General features: G+C 36.9%; 21 protein-coding genes. 13 read left to right on the plus strand and 8 right to left on the minus strand.

The features are described 5' to 3' along the window. The 4 genes from ACH3PA_RS11680 to ACH3PA_RS11695 all read left to right on the plus strand — a co-directional run bounded on the left by ACH3PA_RS11680 (window position 1) and on the right by ACH3PA_RS11695 (window position 5040). A complete protein-coding gene (locus ACH3PA_RS11680) occupies window positions 1-1164 on the plus strand; it encodes a sigma-54-dependent transcriptional regulator (RefSeq protein WP_416444024.1) in 1164 nt (387 codons plus the stop codon). Then, window positions 1161-2036, plus strand: coding sequence for a PPK2 family polyphosphate kinase (locus tag ACH3PA_RS11685; RefSeq protein ID WP_416446609.1), 876 nt, complete (start codon window positions 1161-1163; stop codon window positions 2034-2036). The genes ACH3PA_RS11680 and ACH3PA_RS11685 overlap by 4 nt, the downstream gene beginning before the upstream one ends. A gap of 3 nt (window positions 2037-2039) precedes the next feature. After that, the gene (locus tag ACH3PA_RS11690; RefSeq protein WP_416444022.1) at window positions 2040-3425 is read left to right on the plus strand and encodes a M20/M25/M40 family metallo-hydrolase; all 1386 of its coding nucleotides are present in this window, start codon (window positions 2040-2042) and stop codon (window positions 3423-3425) included. An 88-nt stretch (window positions 3426-3513) separates the two neighbouring features. Then, entirely contained in the window at window positions 3514-5040 is a 1527-nt protein-coding gene (locus ACH3PA_RS11695; protein ID WP_416446607.1) for a GH3 family domain-containing protein, read from the plus strand. Here ACH3PA_RS11695 and ACH3PA_RS11700 read toward each other — a convergent pair. Beyond that, window positions 5037-5606 carry a hypothetical protein gene (locus ACH3PA_RS11700; protein WP_416444020.1) on the minus strand — a complete coding sequence of 190 codons (570 nt, stop codon included), beginning with the start codon at window positions 5604-5606 and terminating at the stop codon, window positions 5037-5039. The two genes, ACH3PA_RS11695 and ACH3PA_RS11700, sit on opposite strands and share 4 nt — an antisense overlap. A gap of 135 nt (window positions 5607-5741) precedes the next feature. Between ACH3PA_RS11700 and ACH3PA_RS11705 the strand changes: the two genes are divergently transcribed. From ACH3PA_RS11705 to ACH3PA_RS11720, 4 genes are all read left to right on the plus strand, one after another. Next, complete coding sequence (locus tag ACH3PA_RS11705) at window positions 5742-7115, plus strand: MATE family efflux transporter (protein ID WP_416444018.1); 1374 nt, start codon at window positions 5742-5744, stop codon at window positions 7113-7115. A 60-nt stretch (window positions 7116-7175) separates the two neighbouring features. Further along, on the plus strand, window positions 7176-7742 hold the full coding sequence (locus ACH3PA_RS11710) for a pentapeptide repeat-containing protein (RefSeq protein WP_416444016.1): 567 nt from the start codon (window positions 7176-7178) through the stop codon (window positions 7740-7742). 86 nt (window positions 7743-7828) lie between these two features. Next, window positions 7829-8038 carry a DUF2945 domain-containing protein gene (locus tag ACH3PA_RS11715; protein ID WP_416444014.1) on the plus strand — a complete coding sequence of 70 codons (210 nt, stop codon included), beginning with the start codon at window positions 7829-7831 and terminating at the stop codon, window positions 8036-8038. Window position 8039: 1 nt separating this feature from the next. Next, the gene (locus ACH3PA_RS11720) at window positions 8040-8657 is read left to right on the plus strand and encodes an L-threonylcarbamoyladenylate synthase (protein WP_416444012.1); all 618 of its coding nucleotides are present in this window, start codon (window positions 8040-8042) and stop codon (window positions 8655-8657) included. Between the two features lie 147 nt (window positions 8658-8804). On the opposite strand, the gene ACH3PA_RS11725 is transcribed toward ACH3PA_RS11720, so the two are convergent. The 3 genes from ACH3PA_RS11725 to ACH3PA_RS11735 form a co-directional block, all read right to left on the minus strand. Beyond that, window positions 8805-9653 carry an OmpA/MotB family protein gene (locus ACH3PA_RS11725; RefSeq protein ID WP_416448184.1) on the minus strand — a complete coding sequence of 283 codons (849 nt, stop codon included), beginning with the start codon at window positions 9651-9653 and terminating at the stop codon, window positions 8805-8807. A gap of 91 nt (window positions 9654-9744) precedes the next feature. Beyond that, window positions 9745-10743, minus strand: a complete 999-nt coding sequence (locus ACH3PA_RS11730; RefSeq protein ID WP_416444008.1) for a glycosyltransferase family 2 protein — start codon at window positions 10741-10743, stop codon at window positions 9745-9747. 9 nt (window positions 10744-10752) lie between these two features. Continuing rightward, window positions 10753-11199, minus strand: coding sequence for a type I restriction enzyme HsdR N-terminal domain-containing protein (locus ACH3PA_RS11735; RefSeq protein ID WP_416444006.1), 447 nt, complete (start codon window positions 11197-11199; stop codon window positions 10753-10755). 77 nt (window positions 11200-11276) lie between these two features. On the opposite strand from ACH3PA_RS11735, the gene holA reads away from it, so the two are divergent. Then, window positions 11277-12281, plus strand: coding sequence for a DNA polymerase III subunit delta (holA, locus tag ACH3PA_RS11740; RefSeq protein WP_416444004.1), 1005 nt, complete (start codon window positions 11277-11279; stop codon window positions 12279-12281). Here the strand turns inward: holA and ACH3PA_RS11745 are convergent. The 4 genes from ACH3PA_RS11745 to tsaD all read right to left on the minus strand — a co-directional run bounded on the left by ACH3PA_RS11745 (window position 12271) and on the right by tsaD (window position 16536). Next, window positions 12271-12654, minus strand: coding sequence for a response regulator (locus ACH3PA_RS11745; protein WP_416444002.1), 384 nt, complete (start codon window positions 12652-12654; stop codon window positions 12271-12273). The genes holA and ACH3PA_RS11745 overlap by 11 nt on opposite strands. After that, window positions 12647-14674, minus strand: a complete 2028-nt coding sequence (locus ACH3PA_RS11750) for a PAS domain S-box protein (protein WP_416444000.1) — start codon at window positions 14672-14674, stop codon at window positions 12647-12649. Before ACH3PA_RS11750 ends, ACH3PA_RS11745 begins: the two co-directional genes overlap by 8 nt. 114 nt (window positions 14675-14788) lie before the next feature. Beyond that, window positions 14789-15496: a 16S rRNA (uracil(1498)-N(3))-methyltransferase gene (locus ACH3PA_RS11755; RefSeq protein ID WP_416443998.1), complete on the minus strand. Its 708-nt coding sequence runs from the start codon at window positions 15494-15496 to the stop codon at window positions 14789-14791. Window positions 15497-15498: 2 nt separating this feature from the next. Then, window positions 15499-16536, minus strand: coding sequence for a tRNA (adenosine(37)-N6)-threonylcarbamoyltransferase complex transferase subunit TsaD (gene tsaD / locus ACH3PA_RS11760; protein ID WP_416443996.1), 1038 nt, complete (start codon window positions 16534-16536; stop codon window positions 15499-15501). Window positions 16537-16697: 161 nt separating this feature from the next. On the opposite strand from tsaD, the gene ACH3PA_RS11765 reads away from it, so the two are divergent. The 4 genes from ACH3PA_RS11765 to ACH3PA_RS11780 all read left to right on the plus strand — a co-directional run bounded on the left by ACH3PA_RS11765 (window position 16698) and on the right by ACH3PA_RS11780 (window position 24209). Next, the gene (locus ACH3PA_RS11765; protein ID WP_416443993.1) at window positions 16698-21035 is read left to right on the plus strand and encodes a translocation/assembly module TamB domain-containing protein; all 4338 of its coding nucleotides are present in this window, start codon (window positions 16698-16700) and stop codon (window positions 21033-21035) included. Between the two features lie 217 nt (window positions 21036-21252). After that, on the plus strand, window positions 21253-22239 hold the full coding sequence (gene pfkA / locus ACH3PA_RS11770) for a 6-phosphofructokinase (RefSeq protein ID WP_416443991.1): 987 nt from the start codon (window positions 21253-21255) through the stop codon (window positions 22237-22239). A gap of 29 nt (window positions 22240-22268) precedes the next feature. Further along, complete coding sequence (gene gap, locus ACH3PA_RS11775; protein WP_416443989.1) at window positions 22269-23270, plus strand: type I glyceraldehyde-3-phosphate dehydrogenase; 1002 nt, start codon at window positions 22269-22271, stop codon at window positions 23268-23270. Between the two features lie 78 nt (window positions 23271-23348). Then, a complete protein-coding gene (locus ACH3PA_RS11780) occupies window positions 23349-24209 on the plus strand; it encodes an N-acetylglucosamine kinase (RefSeq protein WP_416443987.1) in 861 nt (286 codons plus the stop codon). Window position 24210 lies beyond the last annotated feature (1 nt).

Here is a 24210-nt window from a genome sequence, read left to right on the forward strand (position 1 = left end):
ATGGCTAGAATACTCATAATAGAAGACGAAGCAGCTATAAGAAGAGTACTGGTAAAAATACTATCAGAAGAAAGTAAGGAATACATTGTCGAGGAGGCAGAGGATGGCCTTACCGGAATGGAAAAAATTAAGGAAGCAGATTATGATCTGGTGCTTTGCGATATCAAAATGCCAAAAATGGATGGTGTTGAGGTTCTCGAAGCTACCCGTAAAATAAAACCAGAGATTCCTGTGGTTATGATCTCTGGTCACGGCGATCTGGATACTGCAGTAAATACAATGCGTTTAGGAGCTTTTGATTACATATCAAAACCGCCTGATCTCAATAGATTACTAAATACGGTGAGAAATGCTGTAGACAGAAAGTCTTTGGTTACCGAAAATACCATGCTTAAGAAAAAAGTTGGTAAGCAATATGAGATGGTGGGTGAAAGTGATGCTATACAGAAGATCAAAGATATAATCGAAAAAGTAGCACCTACTGAAGCCAGAGTACTTATAACTGGTCCTAATGGTACGGGTAAGGAGCTTGTTGCACACTGGCTACATGAAAAAAGTGATCGCTCAAAAGGACCTTTAATAGAGGTTAACTGTGCAGCTATACCTTCAGAGCTGATTGAAAGTGAGCTTTTTGGTCATGTAAAAGGTGCTTTTACATCGGCTAATAAAGACAGGGCAGGAAAGTTTGAAGCAGCAAATGGCGGGACTATTTTTCTTGATGAAATTGGTGATATGAGCCTTTCGGCGCAAGCCAAAGTTTTACGGGCGCTACAAGAAAGTAAAGTTTCCCGTGTGGGAAGCGATAAAGACATTAAAGTAAATGTGCGGGTCATAGCGGCCACAAATAAAAACTTAAGTGAGGAGATAGAAGAAGGACGGTTTAGAGAAGATCTCTACCATCGTCTTGCTGTTATTCTCGTAAAAGTACCTTCTCTTAATGAGAGACGGGATGATATCCCTTTACTGGTTAATTATTTTTCGCAAAAAATTGCCAGCGAGCAGGGTACAGGATTAAAAACCTTTACGGCGAAAGCTCTGGAGAAGTTGCAGGAATATGACTGGACAGGAAATATAAGAGAACTGCGTAATGTAGTTGAGCGACTAATAATTTTAGGAGGTAGTGAAGTATCTGAAGAAGATGTTGAACTATTTGCCAGTAAATAAAGGCTATGAATTTAGATAAGTATAAAATCACTTCGCATATCAAGATTAGTGAGTTAGAATCACACGAAGATCTTGGTAAAAAAAGTGAGCTGGAAGATGAATTAAATAATGTAAGTGAAAAGCTGGCAGATATCCAGAATGCGATGTATGCACACGATAAATATGCAGTGCTTATTTGCATTCAGGGTATGGATACTTCGGGTAAAGATAGTTTGATACGCGAGGTTTTTAAGAATCTAAACGCACGCGGCGTTGTTGTTCATAGTTTTAAGTCACCAAGTGAAATTGAGCTTGATCACGATTATTTATGGAGACACTATATCGCGCTGCCGGCCAGAGGTAAATTTGGTGTATTTAACAGAACGCATTATGAGAATGTATTGGTTACACGTGTGCATCCTGAATACATTTTAAATGAAAGACTGCCCGGGATCAATTCTGTTGATGATATAGATGAGTCTTTCTGGGAAAAACGTTTTGAGCAGATCAATGATTTTGAAAAAACTATAGCTCAAAATGGTACCATTATATTTAAATTTTATTTAAACCTTTCTAAAGATGAGCAAAAACACAGATTGCTTAGAAGACTGAAAAAGAAGAACAAAAACTGGAAGTTTTCGGCAGGAGATCTTGAAGAAAGAAAAAGGTGGGATGATTATATTTCCTGCTATGAAGAAGCGATAAATAAAACATCAAAACCTCATGCCCCGTGGTATGTTATACCTGCAGATGACAAGCCAAGCGCTCGCCTTATTCTTGCGAAAATCCTACTTGAAGAAATGTCAAAATATAAGGATATCAAAGAGCCTGAACTTGATGAAAAGACAAAAGCAAATATTGAAGATTATAAGCGCCAATTAGAAGCCGAATAAACCATGAAAAAAAACCTCCCCCTAGCACTCATTTTATTTCTTTTTACTACAATTTTTCACGCTCAGTCAACAGAAGATTCTCTGCAGATCAAGAAATTCTACGACCTTTCTTTGCTTAATGGTAAAAGCTACGATTGGTTAGAAACATTATCAAATGATATAGGATCAAGACTAAGCGGTAGTCTGGGTGCCGAAAGAGCTGTAGAGTGGACAAAAAGTCAATTAGATTCTTTAGGTCTGGATAAAGTATGGCTGCAGCCTGTTATGGTTCCTAAATGGACACGCGGTCTGCCGGAATATGCCACAATAGAAACCACTCCCGGCAATAGCGTTAATGTGCCTATTTGTGCATTGGGTGGTTCTATCGCAACGCCGGGCGGTGGAGTGAGAGCTCAGGTTATAGAGGTGCAAGGCATAGAAGACCTTGCCAGATATGGTAAAGAGAATATAGAAGGTAAGATCGTTTTTTACAACAGGCCCATGAGGGCAGATCTTATCAACACGTTTGAGGCTTATGGTGGCGCGGTTGACCAGCGAGGAGCCGGCGCCAGGGAAGCCGCAAAATATGGTGCAGTGGGTGTTATCGTTCGTTCTATGAACTTACGTCTAGATGATCTTCCTCATACAGGAACAATGAACTACGGTGATCTGCCAGAAGATCAAAAAATTCCCGCAGCAGCGATTAGTACAAATGGTGCAGAACTGCTTAGCAACACGCTCAAACTGAATAAATCTAGCGAATTTTACTTTGTTATGACTTGCAGGACTTTACCAGATGTACAGTCTAATAATGTTATAGGGCAAATTACAGGAAGCACATTTCCTGATGAATATATGGTTGTGGGTGGTCATCTTGATTCCTGGGATCTAGGTGACGGTTCTCATGATGACGGGGCTGGTGTGGTACAAAGTATGGAGGTTCTGCGATTGCTTAAAGAAGCAAACTATAAACCCAAACGCAGCATAAGAGTTGTGCTTTTTATGAATGAGGAAAACGGTACCAGAGGCGGTAAAAAATATGCCGAAATTGCCGATAATATGGCAGAAAAGCACGTTTTTGCATTAGAAAGTGACGAAGGCGGATTTAGTCCGAGAGGTTTTTCTTTTGATTGTAGAGATTCAGCATATGAGCAAGCATTAACCTGGAAACCATTATTCAAACCATACCTTATCCATTATTTTGAAAAAGGTGGAAGCGGCTCAGACATTGGTCCTCTTAAAAGTGATGAGACTGCCCTCGTTGGCTTACGACCAGATTCACAAAGATATTTTGATTATCATCACGCGGCTAATGATAAATTTGATGCAATAGATAAAAGAGAACTCGAGTTGGGCGCAGCTACAATGACGAGTTTGATATACCTGTATGACAAGTACGGTGTGCAGTAAAGAATAGGGTTTACTTTAGCTGTTAAACTTATTTAAATGAAGGACTTGGTTTCTGCCAAGTCCTTTATTTTTGAAGAAAACAACCACCATGGCTATTATTGGCTCGATTATAAAGGGAATTATAGATATAAGTGATTCTCTAGTATCAGAATCTAACCCCGTTTCAGAACAAAAAGATGTCCTACAGTCTTTACTTAAAAAAGCTAAAGATACCCAGTTTGGCAGATTTTATAATTTTGACAAAATACTACAAGCAGAAAATACTGAAAGAGCTTTCGCGGAAACAGTACCTTTTTTTGACTATAATAGTATAAATAGAGAGTGGTGGAGCAAATTACATAAAGGTGTAGGAGATGTTACCTGGCCAGGTGTGCCAGATTATTTCGCGCTAAGCTCTGGTACTACAGGAAAATCAAGTAAGCGCATACCGGTGACAAATGAGATGATAAGTGCCATACGTACATCTGGAATTAAGCAGGTAGGTGCTCTGGCTAACTTTAATCTAGACCCGGAATTTTTTGAAAAAGAGATCATGATGCTGGGAAGCTCTACAGATCTTATTGAAAAAAACGGTCATAAGGAGGGAGAAATCAGCGGAATTAGCGCTAGTAATATTCCGTTTTGGTTTAGGGGCTATTACAAGCCGGGTGAAGAAATAGCCAAAATTGATGACTGGGATGAGCGTGTAGAGCATATAGCTTTAAATGCTAAAAATTGGGATATAGGCGCTTTAAGCGGAATCCCAAGCTGGATAGAGTTGATGCTCGAGAAAGTCATTGAGGTCAATAAGTTGAATCATATTCACGAGATCTGGCCTAACCTTCAGGTTTATACCTCTGGTGGGGTTGCTTTTCCTCCGTATGAGAAAAGCTTTAATGCACTTTTAGGTAAACCTATAACAGTGATCGATACTTATCTCGCTTCAGAAGGTTTTATTGCTTTCCAGACAAGGCCAGAGACAGATGCAATGCGACTGGTGACAGATAATGGTATTTACTTTGAGTTTGTACCCATGAATCCAGATTACATCAATGAGGATGGTTCACTTGTACGAGATGCACCGGCAATTACCCTGGCAGAAGTAAAAAAAGACACCGATTATATTTTAGTTATTTCTACAGTTTCTGGTGCATGGCGCTACCTGATTGGTGATACAATTGCATTTACAGATATAGAAAAGGCAGAAATTAAAATTACGGGGAGAACAAAATTCTTTCTCAATGTTGTGGGTTCTCAGCTTTCTGTGAATAAAATGAATGATGCCGTACAAGAGCTTGAGCAGGAGTTTGATATCAAAATACCTGAATTTACTCTCGCTGCAATACGCAATCCTGAAGATGATGAGTTTTATCATTACTGGTACCTGGCAACTGAAAGTGATATAGATAATTTGGCCCTGGCAAAAAAGCTTGACGAAAGTTTAAAATCTGCTAATAAGAATTATAAGGTTGCAAGAAGTAAAGCATTAAAAGGAGTGAAGGTGAAGACCGTCAACCCTGAAGTTTTCTATAACTGGAATGCAGCCAATAAGAAGAAAGGTGGGCAAGTTAAAATGGAGAAAGTAATGAATGCCGAAAAGTTTGCCGAGTGGGAAGATTTCGTAAAAAATAGTTAAACTGTTTTCAGCTTGTTCTCTTCAATGAGGTGCATAATTTCTTCTGGGGAGAGGTAAAGTTTTTTAATTCGCTCTTTATAAGTTTGTGAAATATTGGCGTGGTTTAATATAAAATCCTTTGTTTTAAGGATATATTCTCCCATGCCATGTGCTACTGCATAAGTGTCTGCCGCTCGTTCTACTTCCTGAATATGACCGCTTGAGTACAAATATTTTAAGCCAAAAATAAGCATCCCGAACGAACTGCGATCGCGATAATCCATAACGTGGCCTAATTCATGACCTATCCAGCCTATTAAAACATCAGAAGGAATATCAGTGATTTTAAAGGCTTCGTCTTCAATTTGAACACGCTTACTAATTAATATAATGTATTCCCTGTTTTTTCTGGATCTAAAAAAGCTTTTATACGTAGGCTGCGCCTGCATTGTAGATTTTTTAATATTATCCTTAAATTGAAATCTAATGGGAGTATTTAAAAGCCGTGGATAATAAGAAAGTGCAATTTGCACTTCTTTTTCTATAGACTTGGGAATGACTTTGTTTGTGTAGTTTAGAACTTCCATACCTGTGTGAAATTAGCAAAGCAGCCTGCAAAGCGCTGTTAAGAAGTTGGTAAATTTAAAATCCCATTTTATTTGAGTCCTTTACTCAGACTTGTTGGTGTTAAAATGTACTTTTGCACTCGCAAAATCTAAGCTGTGAAGTTAACAAGTTATACTAAAGAATTCAAGACAAATTTAAATTTGGCCTACCCTATAATGTTGGGGCAATTGGGTCATATTCTTGTGGCGCTGGCAGATAACTTAATGGTGGGACGTTTAGGTGCGGCTCCTCTCGCTGCAGTTTCTCTAGGCAACAGCCTTGTTTTTATTGCGCTGTCGCTGGGTATTGGTTTCTCTTTTGCCATAACTCCTTTAATTGCGGAAGCTGATGGTGCCGGTGACACAACCACGGGCCGTAATTACTTTCATCATGGCATAGTTCTATGTACAATAAATGGTATTCTTCTTTTTTTATTGTTGTTGCTCGCAAAACCTATTTTACATTATCTGGACCAACCGGCAGAGGTTGTAGCGCTGGCGATACCTTATATGGAGATTGTGGCACTTTCTCTGGTTCCGTTAATGATTTTTCAGGCTTTTAAGCAGTTTGCAGATGGATTGTCTAATACACGTTACGCGATGTATGCCACTATTCTAGCAAATGTGGTGAATATTCTCTTTAACTATCTACTCATCTATGGAGTATGGATTTTCCCAAGATTAGAACTAGTAGGTGCTGCTTATGGAACCTTAATTTCCAGGTTTTTTATGCTGTGGTTCCTGTTTGAAATACTTAGGCGTAACAGCAAGTTTAAGCCTTACTTTGTCTGGACAAGGCGCAAAGGTTTTAAAACGAAAATATTTAAACGTCTGTTAGATCTGGGTTTTCCTACAGCTATGCAAATGCTTTTTGAAGTCGCTCTTTTTACTTCTTGTATTTTTCTTTCTGGTATCTTAGGTACAAATCCGCAAGCGGCAAACCAGATCGCGCTTAATCTTGCTTCTATGACATTTATGATCGCAGTAGGTTTAGGAGTTACCGCAACCATACGTGTGGGTAATCAAAAGGGCAAAGAAGATTATCGCAATTTGCGTCGTATCGCTATATCACTATTTCTTCAGGTATTTTTAATTGAAGCAGTTTTCGCCGTAGGCTTTATACTTTTAAAAGATATCTTACCTACTTTTTATATTGAGAATGCAGAAGTAATTCTTCTCGCTTCTCAATTACTCGTGGTTGCGGCTCTTTTTCAGCTTAGCGACGGCTTGCAGGTGGTTATTTTAGGAGCTTTAAGAGGTCTGCAGGATGTAAGGATACCTACGGTCATATGTTTTGTAGCCTATTGGGTTGTAGGATTTCCCGTAGCCTGGTATTTTGGTAAAGCTGAAAATATGGGGAGCCAGGGTATATGGCTCGGCTTGCTCGCAGGCTTAAGTACTGCTGCCTTATTGTTATATATTCGGTTTGCTATACTTAGTAAAAAGCTCATTATTGAAAAGAAAAATAAACTGGACGCAGTTTCCGTTTAAAACGAAATAAATTATAGCTTTTAAAATCCCTTTAAAACCTTAAAAAATCGGTCTTTTAGTATGAAAAATCTGCTTTATAATGAAGAATTTCAGGAATTAGATTTTAGTGCTCAAAAAGTCGATAATGACTATGAAGAGTGCACTTTTATAAACTGTAATTTTTCTGAAAGTAAATTAAACGGAGTAAGTTTTTTAAACTGCACCTTTCTTGCGTGTAATTTGAGCAACGCCATGCTGCGCGACACTTCTTTTCAGGATGCTACATTTCAGGATTGTAAAATGCTGGGATTAAAGTTTAATGGTTGCAGCACTTTTTTACTGGCTTTTAGTTTTGATAATTGCATGTTAGACTTTAGTTCTTTTTATCAATTAAACATGTCAACCTCTTCATTTAATAACTGTAGTTTAAGAGAAGTAGATTTTACACAATGCAATTTGAGCGGTGTTGATCTGGCCGACTGTAATCTTACCGGTGCTTCTTTTGAAGAAACTAATTTACACAAAGCAGATCTTAGATCAGCTTACGGTTTTAGTATAGATCCTGAACTTAATAATATTAAGCAAGCGACTTTCTCACGTGATGGACTTCCTGGTTTGTTGACAAAATACAAGCTGAATATTGAATAGCTAAACTACTGTTTTGCGCAGGTTTAAGTTAATCTTCTGTAAAACCTTTCGCTTTAAGCGAAATAGCTTTTATTTTTAAGCTAAAAATGATTAGAAAAGGAAGCCACATTAAGTGGAAGTGGGGCAACGGTACAGCAGCAGGTAAAGTTGTATCTACTTTTACAAAAAAGGTCACAAAGATCATTAAAGGAAGTGAAATTTCACGAGAGGGTACTAAGAACAATAAAGCGCTTTACATAGAACAGGAAGATGGCGCGCACGTTCTAAAACTTGAGAGTGAAGTAGAAAAAGTATAAGATGGCTCAATTTATTAAAGTTTACGAAGAAAATCCCAGTGCAAAAGAAATCAAGAGGATTGTTGATGTTTTACGCAATGATGGGATAATTATTTATCCTACAGATACAGTTTATGGGCTGGGTTGCGATATTACCAGTAACAGAGCTCTTGAGCGTGTCGCCCAGATAAAAGGGGTGAAACTTGAGAAGGCGCAGTTCTCGTTTATATGTGAAGACCTGAGCAATCTTTCAGACTACGTAAAGCAAATAGACTCAGCTACATTTAAAATTTTAAAAAGAGCGTTGCCTGGGCCTTACACTTTTATATTACCGGGAAATAATAATTTGCCTACTGTTTTTAAAAAAAAGAAAACGGTGGGTATACGTGTGCCAGATAATAATATAGCGCGCGCTATCGTAAAAGAGCTTGGCAACCCAATAATCTCAACTTCCATTTATGATGAAGATGAACTTATAGAATATACTACAGACCCAGAATTGATTCTTGAGAAGTGGGATAACCTTGTAGATGCAGTTGTAGATGGAGGTTATGGCGACAATGTGCCTTCTACTGTAATAGATCTTACTTCTGGAGAACCTGTTTTGTTGCGTGAAGGGAAAGGCTCATTAACTTTATAAGGAAGCATTAATCACTTTAAGAGTTTGATCTAAAGTGGCTGCCGTTAAAATAAGATTTATGAGTCGTAACCTTTTGAGCTTATACAAGATAATAGAACATAAAAAAACCCGGTCTAGACCGGGTTTTTAAGTTTTTAAGACAGTTTTTTAGTTGGCTGCTTTAGGTATACCATCTTCTATCATTTGATAGAACTGATCAAGTTTAGGAAGAACTACAATACGTGTTCTACGGTTACGGGCGCGACCTTCTGCAGTGTCATTGCTAGCAACAGGAACATAGTAACTTCTACCAGCTGCTACCATACGTTCTGGTGGCACACCAAAATCGTCTTGCAAGATGCGTACAACAGAAGTAGCACGTTTTACACTAAGGTCCCAGTTATCCTGAATCACGTTAGTGCTTATAGATTTGTTATCTGTATGACCTTCTACCATAAACTCGATATCTGGCTTATTTTTTACTACAGTCGCTACTTTACCTAGTACTTCTTTAGCACGGCTTGTAACATCCCAACGACCACTGTTGAATAAAAGTTTATCTGAAATAGATACATAAACAACACCTTTTTCTACATTGATCTCTATGTCTTCATCGTTAAGATTGCCTATTGCACCTTTTAAGCTTGTAACAAGTGCAAGAGTTACAGAATCTTTCTTGTTTAAAGCATCACGGAAAGTTTTGATCTGAAGATCTTTTTCACGCATAGATTCTAAAGAGCGCTCAAGGTTTTCAGCTCCTTTTGCAGATAATGTGGTTAGATTACCTTGTGTGTCAATAAGATCTCGGTTAGTTTGTCTTAAATCTGCGATTTGCTCACGCAATGTTTTTGTCTCACTATCTTTTTGATCAAGACAAGCATTGAGTTTAACAGTAGCCGAATTAAGCATATCCTGTGTTTCTTTCTGTTTAGCCTCTAAAGCAGCGTATTTCTTCTGCGATACGCAAGAGGAAAGTAAGATCAGCGCAGAGGCCGAAATCATCATTAATTTTCTCATAGTTTAAGTTATTTCAATTCTAAAAATTAGCGGTTAAATGTATTAAAAATCAAATTTAACAATATTTCCTTAACAAAAATTTAAGTTAACTTTATTTCACGTCAAAAAAGTACTTTTTTTTCAAAACAAAGTATTGCCACACTATTGATTTACAATGATAATAGCTGGTTGCTTGCTTAAGCCTCTTTCTCGACTTTAGCAGGTGAGGTAAGGTACAATAAAAACTATAGTGTGCTTTTAGTATAGCTAAAAAATGTTGTGATTTACCTCCCGCTAGAAATTTAATTCCGGCAAAACCGTCTAGTATAAGTCTTCCTAATATTGTAAGCCATATTTTATTGCTGGCAGTATTTTTTGCCAGGTTAAACAATGAATTTCTAAAATTATAAAACGTCTTTTTTGGGTTCATAGTATCGAGTGTCGCACCACCCACATGGTAAACATGGCTAGAACCAATATAATGAATAGAATAGCCCAGATTTTTTATTCTCCAGCACAGGTCAATTTCTTCCTGATGGGCAAAATAAAGCTCGTCAAACTTACCAGCTTCATAAAAAACCTCCCTGCGGATGGCAAAAACCGCCCCACTTGCCCAAAAAATAGCGGCATTATCATCATATTGACCAGAATCTTGTTCTACCGTTTCAAATATGCGGCCCCGGCAGTAGGGATAACCTAGCGCATCTATAAATCCGCCCGCAGCTCCGGCATATTCAAAATGATCTTTTTTGTTGTAATCCAGAAGTTTAGGTTGCGCTACTCCCAGATTACTATCTGCTTCAAACGCATAAATAATGGGGGCAAGCCAATTAGGAGTAACTTCAACATCATTATTTAGCAGAATGAACAAATCTGCAGCGATATTTGCCAGACCGTCGTTGTAGCCTTTTGCGTAACCACCGTTTTCAGCATTTTTTATAATATGAACTGTTGGGAAGTTTTTGGCAACAAAGTCAACCGAATCATCTGTAGATGCATTATCTATAACATAGATACTGGCAAGTTGCTCACTATGTAAAATTACTGATGGTAGAAATTTTTCAAGAAGGTCTTTACCGTTCCAGTTTAGTATTGCGATAGCTGTTTTCACTGCTGCAAATTAAGGGCAATAAGCCGGAATTTCTTTTAAAAAAACATATTTTTCCTGCTTATAGTCCAGCAGGCAATAATAATGTTCTAGGCCATTTGTAACCATGAGATAAGTAGATTCTAATGCCAGGTTATAACGAGCGATCTGGTCAAAAGTAGTTTGGGTTACCGGCACCTGCGGCGCTTTGCATTCAACTATAATATTGATGCTGCCGTTACTATTAAAAACAACGATGTCATAACGTTTTTTGGTTCCGTGTAAACGCATTTCCTTTTCTACATTTATGAGAGAAAGCGGGTAATTGTATTGATTGATCAAATAGTTTAAAGTATGCTGTCGCACCCATTCTTCCGGCGTTAAGCGAACGAACTTTTTGCGAATAGGATCAAAAATGAACGGTTTATTTTCGCTATTTTTGAACCGAAAAGTATAACGGGGAAAGTTTAATTCTTGCATCGCATCAAAGGTAATCAACCGGGGCAAATTTTCCCAAAAGCTAATAGCTCTACACGTTTATAAATACTAAAGTCTTTGTGGAAGAAGTAAAAAGGATAGTTTCAGATATTAAAAATGGTAACATTAAACCCATCTATTTTCTAATGGGTGAAGAATCGTACTATATTGATCAAATATCGGCCTACATAGACAAAAACCTCCTTAGCGAGGAAGAAAAAGGATTTAATCAGGTAGTGCTTTACGGCCGTGATGTTACTATTGAAGATATAGTCTCGCAGGCAAAAAGATATCCTATGATGGCAGAGCGACAGGTGGTCATCGTTAAAGAAGCGCAGGCTTTGTCAAGAGATATTGATAAACTGGAATCTTATGCCGCAAATCCCCAAACGAGCACTGTTCTTGTAATTTGTTATAAATACAAAAAGCTTGATAAGCGAAAAAAAGTTTATAAGCTTATCGCGAAAAGCGGCGTTGTTTTTGAAAGCAAGCGTTTATATGAGAACCAGGTAGGCGACTGGATACGCAGAGTAATGAGCGGTAAAGGTTATGTAGTCGAGCCAAAAGCGGCGCATATGCTGGTTGAATTTCTGGGCACAGACCTAAGTAAGATCTATAACGAACTTGAAAAACTGATGCTCATTTTGCCAGATGGCAGCACCGTTACACCCCTTGTAATAGAAGAGAATATAGGGATAAGTAAAGACTTTAATAATTTTGAATTGCGTAAAGCAGTAGGAGAGAAAGATATTTTAAAAGCGCACCGTATCATTAATTACTTTGCTCAAAATCCTAAAGACAATCCCATGGTGGTAACGATTGCTTTGTTGTTTGGTTTCTTTCAGCAGTTATTGACCTATCATGGTTTGCCAAGTACAGATAAAGCTTCGGTGGCAAAAGCTTTGGGTGTAAATCCTTATTTCGTTAGTGAATATATTACAGCATCACGTAACTACCCAATGAAAAAAGTGAGCTATATAATTAATTTACTACGCGATGCAGATGTAAAAAGTAAAGGTGTGGGTGCTTATAATCTTTCGCAGGGAGATCTTTTAAAAGAATTACTCGTGGGTATTATGTATTAGATGCATGCACTCCTAAAACTCTTTTCAATTTTTCTGGTGTTAACGGTTTTTCTATAAATCCTTCAATATTTACATTTGTTTTACTTAACCGCTGGTCACGGGGATCTATAGATGACGATACAATAAAGATTGACAAATCTTCTTGCTTTTTCAATGGTAATCTATTCATAAATTCCCAGCCGTTCATTATTGGCATATTGATATCTAATAAGATTATATCAGGAGTAGATTTATCAAGATAATCCAGAGCTTCACGGCCATTGAGGCAAGAGGTGATGGTAGTTTTGGGATAAAATGTTTTAAGTAATCTGCTAACTAGAACGAGAAATATTTTATCATCGTCTACAACTAAGATATTTTTAATATCATGCATGAAGCGTTATTTTAACTGATGTTCCTTTTTCAGGTTTGCTTTTTAATTCCAGTTTTCCTTCTAAAACTTCTATTTGACGTTTGCTCATAAATAATCCCAGACCTTCGCCTTCAGACTTTGTACTAAATCTTGAGCCCAGATCAAATAATTTATTTCCATATTCTTTAAGATCTATTCCGCTGCCGTGATCTGTTATTTCAATTATTATCTCACAATCTTGTTTTTCAATAGTAATATCAATGTCTGTATTCTGCGCATTAACGCCATACTTGAGAGCATTGTTTATGATATTATGCAATATACTTTCAAGATAAGCAGGTATGGTCTTTACCTCAATATTTTCTGAAATGGATATATTAAATTTTGCCTGTTGTGAGGCTGCAAGCATTTTGTTGTTTTCTATTACCTGACTTAGTAGCCTTTTTAGATTGACAGGAGTAGGTTCTACCAGACCTTCATTTTCAAAATGAATTAATTGATTAATATTCTTCAAAGTGTTATTAAGTCTGTCTGTGCTGGAGCGTAAAAGTTCAACAAATTCATTAGTGCCGTTTTCATAGTCTATGAGATCAACGATACCCATAATATTAGCGACAGAAGAGCGCAGGTTATGAGAAGTGATAAATGAAAAATCCATTAAAGTGCTATTCTGGTTTTCCACCTTATTGAGCAGCCTTTTTAGTTTGCAGGTATTTTCCATACGCATTCTAAAATTAACCAGCATTTCTGCGAAAACATTTAAAAGATTTACCTCTGTGATATTATAACGGCGTATACTTTTAACTGAATCAAATCCTACAAATCCCACACAACTCTCGCCTTGCATAAGTGGTATGGTTAATAAGCTTTTTATATTTTGACTCTGAAGGAATTCTCTAAACTCAATATTTTCTAAGAGAGACACATCGTGTATTGCATTGCTTTTTCCTGCGATATGGTTTATGATCCATTGCTGGTTAAACATTTCTAAAGGCAGATTCTTGTTTGATGCTATTTCTGCGCTAATCCCGTCATCGCACCACTCGTGTGTATTTGTGCACGTGCCACTTTCAAAATCATAATCAAAAATGTAAACACGATCAGCCTCAACAAATTTGCCAATATCTTTTAGAGATTCGCTTATTGTGCTTTCAACTTTCTCAAGTGGAATATTGATGTAGCGTGTAGAGATGTTCATCAACAAGCGTTTAAGCTTAGTGCGTTTTACCAGCGTGTTTCTGGCATCAATTAATTTAGTAATATCTCTAAAATTGATAATGACACCGTTTATAGCCGTGTCATTGAGCATATTAGTAAAGTAGCCTTCTATCCAGCGCCAGCTGCCGTCTTTGTGTCGCCATTTACTGGCTTTTTTCTGTATTCCCAAACCGGGATTTGCAAGACTTTCTGCAAATTGACCTCTTACTACATGTCTGTATTCAGGATGACATAGATCTATTATAGAATGACTTTTTATTTCCTGTGCAGAATATCCTAAAATGCGTTGTAAAGCTTCAGATACAAACAAAACCTGTTTAGATGTGTTTATAATAAGAATACCATCTGTAGCATTTTCTACCAGTGATTTAAATCTTCTTTCAGACTTTAGAAGACTTTGTACATATTGCCACTCTTTTTTCTTAACCTGGTAGGTTGAAGATTTTATATTGAAACCAAATAAAAGAAAAGGTTCTAAAGTTTCAGGATCTACCACCCGCATTACTTTTACCTTCATTAAAAGAGGCAGGCCACTTTTTAATGTAAACTGTAGTTTAGTTTGAGAAATTGCGCTCTGGGACCGATTTCTTAGTTCCTGAAGCCGATTTTTATACGTGTTTGAAACTAAAGAAAATGGATCAATATTATCAGACTCAAGTTGTAATCTTGATTGTAAAACAGGATTTATATAACACTCGTCACTTGAGCGTATAGCTTGCATACAGATGCCATCAAATGACTCCTGAACGAAGTCAAATATCTCATCACAGGAAGTTAATATCTTAACAAACCTGTCTTTAATAGAAGCTGTTGCAATAGACATGGGGGCTATTTCTATAATATTTAAAAGCTTTTAGAATAATCTTAACAAACTTTAAATTATAAAAAACCCGTTGCTTATGAAAAATTTTTAAGGAACCTTAACATCTTACAGTCCCTATTCAAAATGAAGTGCTATTGTGTGACAAGCAGCAACTGCAGCAGTCTCGATGCGTAAGCGACTATTACCTAAAGTTACAGGTGTGTAATTATTTTTTAACGAAAAATCGATCTCAGAAGTAGAGAAATCGCCTTCCGGGCCTATTAAAATGATAATTTCGCTAGAAGAAATAGTATTTTTTAAAGACACTTTTCTGGTTTCTTCACAATGCGCGATAAATTTTTGAGCATCTGTATCATGCTGCTGAAGGATAAATTCTTTTAAGGAAACTGGAGGGTTAAGTTGAGGAATGTGTGCTTTTAAAGATTGTTTCATCGCACTTTGAATGATACGTTCATAACGATCTTCTTTTATGACTTTGCGCTCGCTATGATCACAAATTATAGGAGTGATTTCTGTAATACCTATTTCTGTAGCTTTCTCAAGAAACCACTCATAACGATCATTAAGTTTTGTAGGTGCCACAGCCATATGCAATTTGTATGGTAAAGGCTTTTCTACAATAACCTCTAAAATTTTTGCTCCACATCGCGACGGACTAGCGTCAGTGATTTCAGCTTTAAAAAATTGACCCTTTCCGTTAGTGAGATCGAGAATATCTCCTGTTTTCTTGCGCAGAACTTTTATGATATGCTTGCTTTCATCCTTTGGCAGAATGATTTCTGTTGCTGTAGGTGCAATTTCCGGGTTGTAAAATAATTGCATATCTATATCTTTAAACGCGCTTTTGCTGTAACATTATTCTCTTCATAATGCGCTGCTTTAAAATCTGGCTGTATATATTTTAAGTAGCCTACGATACCAATCATGGCAGCATTATCTGTAGTGTATTCAAATTTGGGAACATAAGTTTTCCAGCCCCATTTATTTTCTGCTTTTTTAAGCGCATTCCGTATCCCGCTGTTAGCGGAAACTCCACCGCCTATAGCTATTTGTTTGATCCCGGTTTGTTTAACTGCTTTTTTTAATTTGTCTAAAATTATTTCGATAATTGTGTATTGAATGGAAGCGCAAATATCTTTTAAGTTTTTCTCTACAAATTCAGGATCTTTCTGTATCTCTTTTTGGTAGAAATAAAGAATAGCAGTCTTTAAACCACTAAAGCTAAAATCTAATCCGCTCACTTTTGGTTTTGTAAATGGATAGGCTTTAGGATTTCCTTCCTGAGCGTATTTGTCTACAAGTGGTCCACCAGGATAGGGTAAACCAAGTATCTTAGCACTCTTATCAAAAGCTTCTCCCACCGCATCATCTAGTGTTTGCCCAAGTACAGTCATTTTAAAATAATCATCAACACGTACAATTTGTGTATGCCCACCGGAGATGGTTAATGCGAGAAAAGGAAAAGTAGGTTTGTCGTGACCTTCTTCTGTAATAAAATGTGCGAGAATATGAGCCTGCATGTGATTTACATCAATAAGCGGGATATTTAAACCCATCGCCAGTGATTTTGCAAAAGAAGTGCCCACAAGTAATGAACCCATTAAACCGGGACCACTTGTAAAAGCGATAGCATCTAGCTGTTCTTTTTTAATTCCTGCCTGTTGTAAAGCCTGATGCACAACAGGTACAATATTTTGCTGGTGAGCACGTGAAGCCAGCTCTGGCACAACGCCTCCATATTGTTTATGAACTTCCTGACCGGCAACAACATTTGCAAGGGTATTATCGTTGTGAAGTACAGCGGCAGCCGTATCATCACAAGAAGATTCTATAGCAAGAATGTAGATGTTTTTTTTTTGCATAAACAAGAGGCATAGCATTTGTTAATGTACTTTTACAGCACAAGTGGGGCAAAGTTAAAACTTAAAAGCTTATCAAAAAATTCTCTAAAATATCACGCAGAATCCTATTGGGATTAATAGGATTTTTTGTCCTGCTTGTAATATTTTTTTCCATTCCAGGGGTGCAAACCTTCATAGCTAAAAAGGTTACTAATTCTCTAAATAAAAAATACAGAACTTCAATATCTGTAGATCAGGTTAGAATTAAATACAATGGTTATGTAGATCTTAAGCAAGTCTATATTGCAGACCATCATGAGGATACACTAATATATGCTCAAAACTTAGAAACGAGTTTGTTGAGCATTAGACAGCTTATTAATGGAACTATGAATTTAGGAGATGTTGCCATTGACCATGGCAAGTTCTACATTAAAAAATACAAGGGAGAGGATAATGATAACCTCTATATTTTCTCTAAAAAGTTTAATAGTGGCAATCAGCCTCCTGGTGAACCTTTTAAACTCACTTCAAGCAATATTCTGCTTACAAACAGCCATTTTAAATTTCAGGATGAAAATCTGGAAAATCCGGATGCTGCCGATTTTAAAAATCTTACGCTAAACGCAGATGATTTTAATCTCAATGGTGATATTGTATCGGCAAGGATGAATGATTTGCAATTTGATGCTAAACGCGGTTATAAATTGAGAGGTCTGGTAGCAGATTTTCATTACGATCCTGATGAAATTGTGCTTAAGAATATGATCCTGAAATCTGTAAATTCTCAATTTACAGGAAGTATTTCTTTAGATAGTTCTAATGATGCATTTTCAGACTTTAATAATAAAGTAGTTTTTGATCTTGATCTTACTGAATCTTTAATTTCCACATCAGATCTTCAGCCATTTTATGAGGAGTTTGGAGCAGACAAAACTGTTCAGTTAAAAACGCATATGCAAGGCACGCTCAATGATTTCGCTTTAGCTGATTTAGATTTAGAAGGATTAGGAAATAGCAAAATCACAGGCGATTTTAATTTCGTCGATTTATTGAGTGAGGACCAAAATTTCACCATTACAGGCGATTTTAGCCAGTTACAAACCAATTTTTTTGATCTTACCGGGTTTTTACCAAATATATTAGGCAATTCTTTACCCAAAGAATTTGTGCGTCTGGGCGTAGTTAATTTAAAAGGCAATACCATAATTACTCAGAATTCTGTATATGTAAAATCAAATATAAATTCAGCTCTGGGGTATGCTGAGACTGATATTGAACTTCAAAATACTCAGGATATTGATAATGCTACTTATGTAGGTGATATACGGGTAAACAAATTCTTGATTGGCCGTTTATTAGGTGTGAATAAATTGGGAGCCACCTCGTTTAATCTCAATGTAAGCGGTGAAGGTTTTACTCCGGAAACACTAAATACACGCGTGCGCGGAAGGATAAGCAGGGCAAATTATAACGGTTATACATATCAAAACATAACAGTATCTGGGAATTTGCAAAACCCTTTGTTTGATGGTCAACTACAAATAGATGATCCTAATGCAAGACTTAATTTTAATGGTCTTATAGATGTTACTGCCGCCATCAATAATTACGATTTTACAGCAGATATTGATTATGTAGATTTCTCTAAATTAAACTTTTTAAAAGATTCATTAGCTGTTTTAAAAGGACGCGTGGTTATGGATATGCAAGGCACTAATATTGATGATGCCGCAGGCAGTATTCAGTTTAGCAATGCGAGTTTTCAAAATGAGAACGATCTCTATACGTTTGATGATTTTAGAATTACTTCATTCTTTAATGACAACATAAGAACTATAGATATTAATTCGCCTGATATTATTTCTGGTGAGGTATCGGGAAATTTTAAAATAGAGAATGTTGTTCCTCTTTTTAAAAATGCGATCGGTAGTCTATATGCAAATTACGAGCCTGAAACGATAACGAGTAATCAGTTCATGGATTTTGATTTGCAGATAAACAGCAAGATCGTTGAGGTTTTTGTTCCTGAAATTAAAATTGAACCCAATACTTATTTAAGAGGAAGTGTAGTTTCAGATGATTCTGATTTTAAACTTACCTTTAGGTCTCCTAAAATCCAGGCATTTGGCTTTCTGGCCGAAGCTATAAACGTGCGCGTGGATAATAAAAATCCGCTTTTTAATACATATATCGAGGCAGACAGTATAGGTAGTGGTCTTTATGGTATTTCAGACTTTAGTCTAATTAATGTTACGCTAAAGGATACGCTTTTTATGCGTTCAGAATTTAAAGGAGGTAATAAAGAAGAAGACAGATTTGATCTTAGTTTCTACCATACCATAAATGAAAATAACAATTCTGTAGTAGGTTTTAGAAAATCAGGTATAAAGTTTAAAGACAACCAGTGGTATCTCAACGCAGACGACAATAATAAGAACAGGATAGTTTTTGACAACAATTTTCAGGATGTAGATATTGAAGAGCTTATTCTGTCTCACGATCAGGAACGTATAAGCCTTATGGGGCAACTTAAAGATTCTACTTATAAAGATCTCAAAGCAAACTTTAATAGCGTTCGCCTTTCTCATATCACGCCTTATATAGATAGTTTAAAACTATCTGGTGTTGTAAATGGCGGTCTCAATTTATTGCAGCAGGACGGCGCCTTTTATCCTGACAGTAAAATAACAATAGATCAATTTAGTATAAATGAAACCTTGTTGGGTAATCTTAATCTGTCTATAGAAGGTAATGAGACGCTAACAAGTTATGATATTGACACAAAACTTGTTAATGATGGTTTTGAATCGCTTAGCGCGAAAGGAGATATAAATGTAAGTAACAATAATCCCGCTATTAATATGGACGTGCAGCTGCGCAAGCTTGATTTGTCTGCATTTAGTCCGCTGGGTGGTGAAGTGATAAGCAATATTAGAGGTTTAGCAAGCGGAAGAGCCACGGTCACCGGAGACTACAAAAATCCCGATATAAATGGGGAATTATTACTGCGGCAGGCTGGCATTAAAATACCTTATCTAAATACAGATTATGATTTTCAGGGCACTGCCAGAGTCACATTAAATAAACAGCAATTCAGGTTTAATGATGTGCAGTTGCGAGACGTTAAATATAAAACAGAAGGTCAATTAACTGGTACTATTTCGCATGAAGCGTTTTCAAATTGGGATTTAGATCTGGGTGTGACTACAGACAGGCTGTTAGTTTTAGATACACAAGAAGATGAATTTTCTCTGTATTATGGTACAGCTTTTATAAGTGGTGATGCGACAATTGCAGGACCATCTGATGAACTGGTCATAGATGTTACGGCGACAACTGAGAAAGGAACTACATTTAAAATTCCGCTTAGCGATACAGAATCTTTTGGTGACAGCAGCGCCATTTACTTTTTAAGTCCGGAAGAGAAGCAGGCGAGATTAGGCGGCGAAGAAATCATAGTTAAGGATATAAAGGGTCTGGAACTCAATTTTGATCTTGAGGTTACTCGTGATGCAGAAGTTGAGATCGTGGTCGACGAAGTTAATGGCAGTACATTACGAGGGCGAGGTGCCGGGTATCTCCTGATTCAAATAAACACAAACGGAAAGTTCAATATGTTTGGTGATTTTACGCCGTACGAGGGGACTTATAACTTCAAATATAGTGGTGTGGTGCAAAAGCAATTTGACATCATGCCCGAAGGAAAAATAAGCTGGGATGGCAGCCCAGAAAAAGCCCTTCTTGATATTAGCGCTGTATACAGAGCGCAGGCAAACCCGTCTATTTTGCTTGAAAACCCGTCAATTAACCGCAAAATTCCGGTAAATGTGATCATAAATCTCGATGGCGAACTATTACAACCAGATATAACTTTTGACTTTGATTTTCCTAATACAAGCTCAATTGTAACTTCAGAATTGGCATACAGATTAGATGATCGCTCGATACGTGAATTACAGGCTTTCTCTCTGGTAACTCAGGGCTCATTCTACAGCCAGACCGCGCTTGACGGGCAAGCTGTTGTAGCAGGTAATCTTATTGAGACAGCTTCTGGTATCTTTAACGATATCCTGTCAGACGATGACAGCAAATTTACCGTAGGTCTTGATTATGTGCAAGGAGATCGCCGTCCAGATCTGCAGACATCAGGGCGTTTTGGTTTTACACTTTCTACCCAAATTTCTAACCGTGTGATTATAAACGGTAAAGTGGGGGTTCCTGTAGGTGGTGTAAGTGAATCTGCAGTTGTAGGTGATGTAGAGGTTAACTTTTTATTAAATGAAGAAGGAACGCTACGAGCGACTATTTTTAACAGGCAAAACGATATTCAATTTATAGGTGGTGATTATGAGGGCTACACGCAGGGTACAGGATTGACATATTCTGTAGATTTCAACACATTTAAAGAACTTATTCATCAGATTTTCAAAGGCAAAGCGCGCGAGGTAGAAGAGGAGATAAAAATAATACCTCCAGACTCAGAAATACCTTATAATGGTGTCCCGGAATACAAATAGCCAAATTGGGTAGAAATATCGATTTCATAATTATACCCACTACATATTTTCAATCTATCAAAAAGAGGTTTTCTGCTTATCAAATCGTTAAATTTTGACGCTTAAAAAAAATAGTTGTTAACGAAAACGATTGAAATTATGAAAAGCTCCAAATTCGTCTAGAATCAATCCGAAAAGTGCTTATCAATTCATATTTTTATCCTTTATTTGATACTAAATGAATAAAAAAATTAAAAAAATCGGAGTTATGACCTCCGGTGGTGATTCTCCAGGAATGAATGCTGCAGTTAGATCTGTGGTTCGTACATGTGCATATCATGAAGTAGAATGCGTAGGTATTTATCGCGGTTATGAAGGACTAATAGATGGTTCTTTTGAGGTAATGAATGCCCGTAGCGTAAGAGATATTATTAATCGTGGCGGTACAATTCTTAAGTCTGCCCGTTCTATGGAATTTAAAACTCCTGAAGGGCGTAAGAAAGCGCATGATAATCTGACTAATGCAGGTATAGATGCCTTGGTTTTAATAGGAGGTGACGGGACATTTACCGGCGGTCTTGTTTTTAATCAGGAATATGGCTTCCCTGTAATTGGTATTCCGGGCACTATAGATAATGATATTAGCGGTACAGATCGCACAATAGGTTATGATACTGCTCTTAATACTACGGTAGAAGCGATAGATAAAATTAGAGATACAGCAAGTTCTCATAACAGACTTTTCTTTGTCGAGGTTATGGGCCGTGATGTAGGTCATATTGCTTTAAATGCCGGTGTAGGTGCAGGTGCAGAAGAGATTCTTATACCTGAAGCTAATATGGGTCTTGAACGTCTTCTTGATTCTCTAGATCATAGCAAACGCAGTGGTAAAACTTCAAGTATAGTTCTTGTAGCCGAAGGTGATAAAACAGGTAAAAATGTTTTTGAACTTAAAGATTATGTAGATAATAATCTTGAAGGTTATGATGTACGTGTTGCAGTACTGGGTCACATGCAAAGAGGTGGTTCACCTTCATGTTATGACAGGGTTCTGGCGAGTAGAATGGGTGTAAAAGCTGTAGAGTCATTACTTGAGGGTCATAGTAATTATATGGTAGGTACTCAACATGATGAGATGGTACTTTATCCCATAGAGAAAGCTATAAAAGGCGGATCTAAAATAAGTAAGGAATTAATACGTGTGTCTGAAATTATGACCACATAATTTATATAATAATTTAACAGAAATAGAAAATGGCAAATTTAAAATTAGGAATAAATGGTTTTGGACGTATAGGACGAATCGTTTTTAGAGCTACAGTAAAACGTGATAATGTTGATGTAGTTGCAATTAATGATTTACTAGATGTTGAACACCTTGCATATTTACTAAAGTATGACTCTGTACACGGTCACTTTGACGGGACTGTAGAGGTAAAAGACGGCAACCTTGTCGTTGACGGTAAAACAGTACGTATCACAGCAGAACGTGATCCTAAAAACTTAAAGTGGGATGAAGTAGGTGCAGATGTTGTTGCAGAATGTACAGGTATCTTCACTTCTATGGAAACTGCAGATTATCACTTACAGGCAGGCGCAAAGAAAGTAGTTATTTCGGCTCCTTCTAAAGATGTACCTATGTTTGTAATGGGTGTAAACCATAAAGATGTTACAGCAGATCAAAATATAGTATCTAACGCTTCTTGTACAACAAACTGTCTTGCTCCTTTAGCAAAAGTTCTTAACGATGCTTATGGTATTGAAGAAGCTCTAATGACAACTGTACATGCAACTACTGCAACACAAATGACAGTAGATGGTCCTTCTAAAAAAGACTGGAGAGGTGGTCGTTCAGCAATGTTGAACATTATACCTGCAAGTACTGGTGCAGCGGTTGCTGTAACTAAAGTTATACCTGCACTTAAAGGTAAATTAACCGGTATGGCTTTCCGTGTTCCTACAGCAGATGTTTCTGTGGTAGATTTAACAGTAAGATTAGAGAAAGAAACTAGCTACGAGGATATTAAAAAGACCTTTAAAGCGGCTTCTGAAGGCGAAATGAAAGGTGTTCTAGGTTATACTGAAGAAGATGTTGTTTCTCAGGATTTCATAGGTGATGCACGTACAAGTATATTTGATGCAGGTGCTGGTATAGAATTAAATTCTAAATTCTTCAAGATCGTATCTTGGTATGACAATGAGTTTGGTTACTCAAACAAGCTTGTTGATCTTGCTGAATATGTAAACGAACTATAATAATAGTAGTTTACAAGGCTTATAAACCCTTTTCATAACAATTGAAAAGGGTTGTTTTCTAAATAAAACATTTCAATTATGATTTTAGTAGTAGATAGTGGGTCGACTAAGACAGACTGGATAGCTATGAGTGAAGATGGAGACCAGATCTTCCAAACTCAAACCTTAGGTTTAAATCCGCAGGTACTTTCAGCAGAAATATTAAATGAGCGTATTATTAACAATTACGAGCTTTATAAGCACAGACATGAGGCAACTCACGTTTATTTTTATGGCGCAGGTTGTGGTACAGAAAAGCCAAAACAACTTATAAAAGATGTTTTTAAAGACTTTTTTGATAAAGCAGAATTAATAGATATTAAAGAAGATACCTATGCAGCGCTTTTTGCTACTACTAAAAAGGGAGAGCCTGGTATTGTTTGTATCATTGGTACAGGGTCTAACTGCAGTTTTTATGACGGTGAGCAGATAGAGCAAAAGGTAACCTCATTAGGCTACATTCTTATGGATGATGCCAGTGGTAATTATTATGGTCGCCAGCTATTGAGAGATTTTCATTTCAATAAGATTCCGCAGGATCTTGCTTATGAATTTGCAAAGCAATTTGATCTTACTGCAGAGACAATTAAGAACCATCTTTATAAAAAACCTAATCCCAACACATATTTAGCTCAATTTGCCCGATTTTTAATCACAAATAAAGAGCATGAATATTGCCAAAAACTTATAAGAAAAGGTCTAAAGCTTTTCATAGAACACCAGATCCTTCAGTTTAAACAAGCGCATGAAGTGCCTGTTCATTTTGTAGGTTCTATTGCTTTTTACCTGCAGGAAGAATTAAAATCTCTTTTAAAAGAGTACGACCTGAATATTGGTAAAATACTAAAAAGGCCTATAGAAGGCCTTGTAGCTTATCATAAGAATTATATAATGATCTAAG

It is taken from the genome of Leeuwenhoekiella sp. A2 (assembly GCF_047946655.1).
Lineage (GTDB): Bacteria > Bacteroidota > Bacteroidia > Flavobacteriales > Flavobacteriaceae > Leeuwenhoekiella.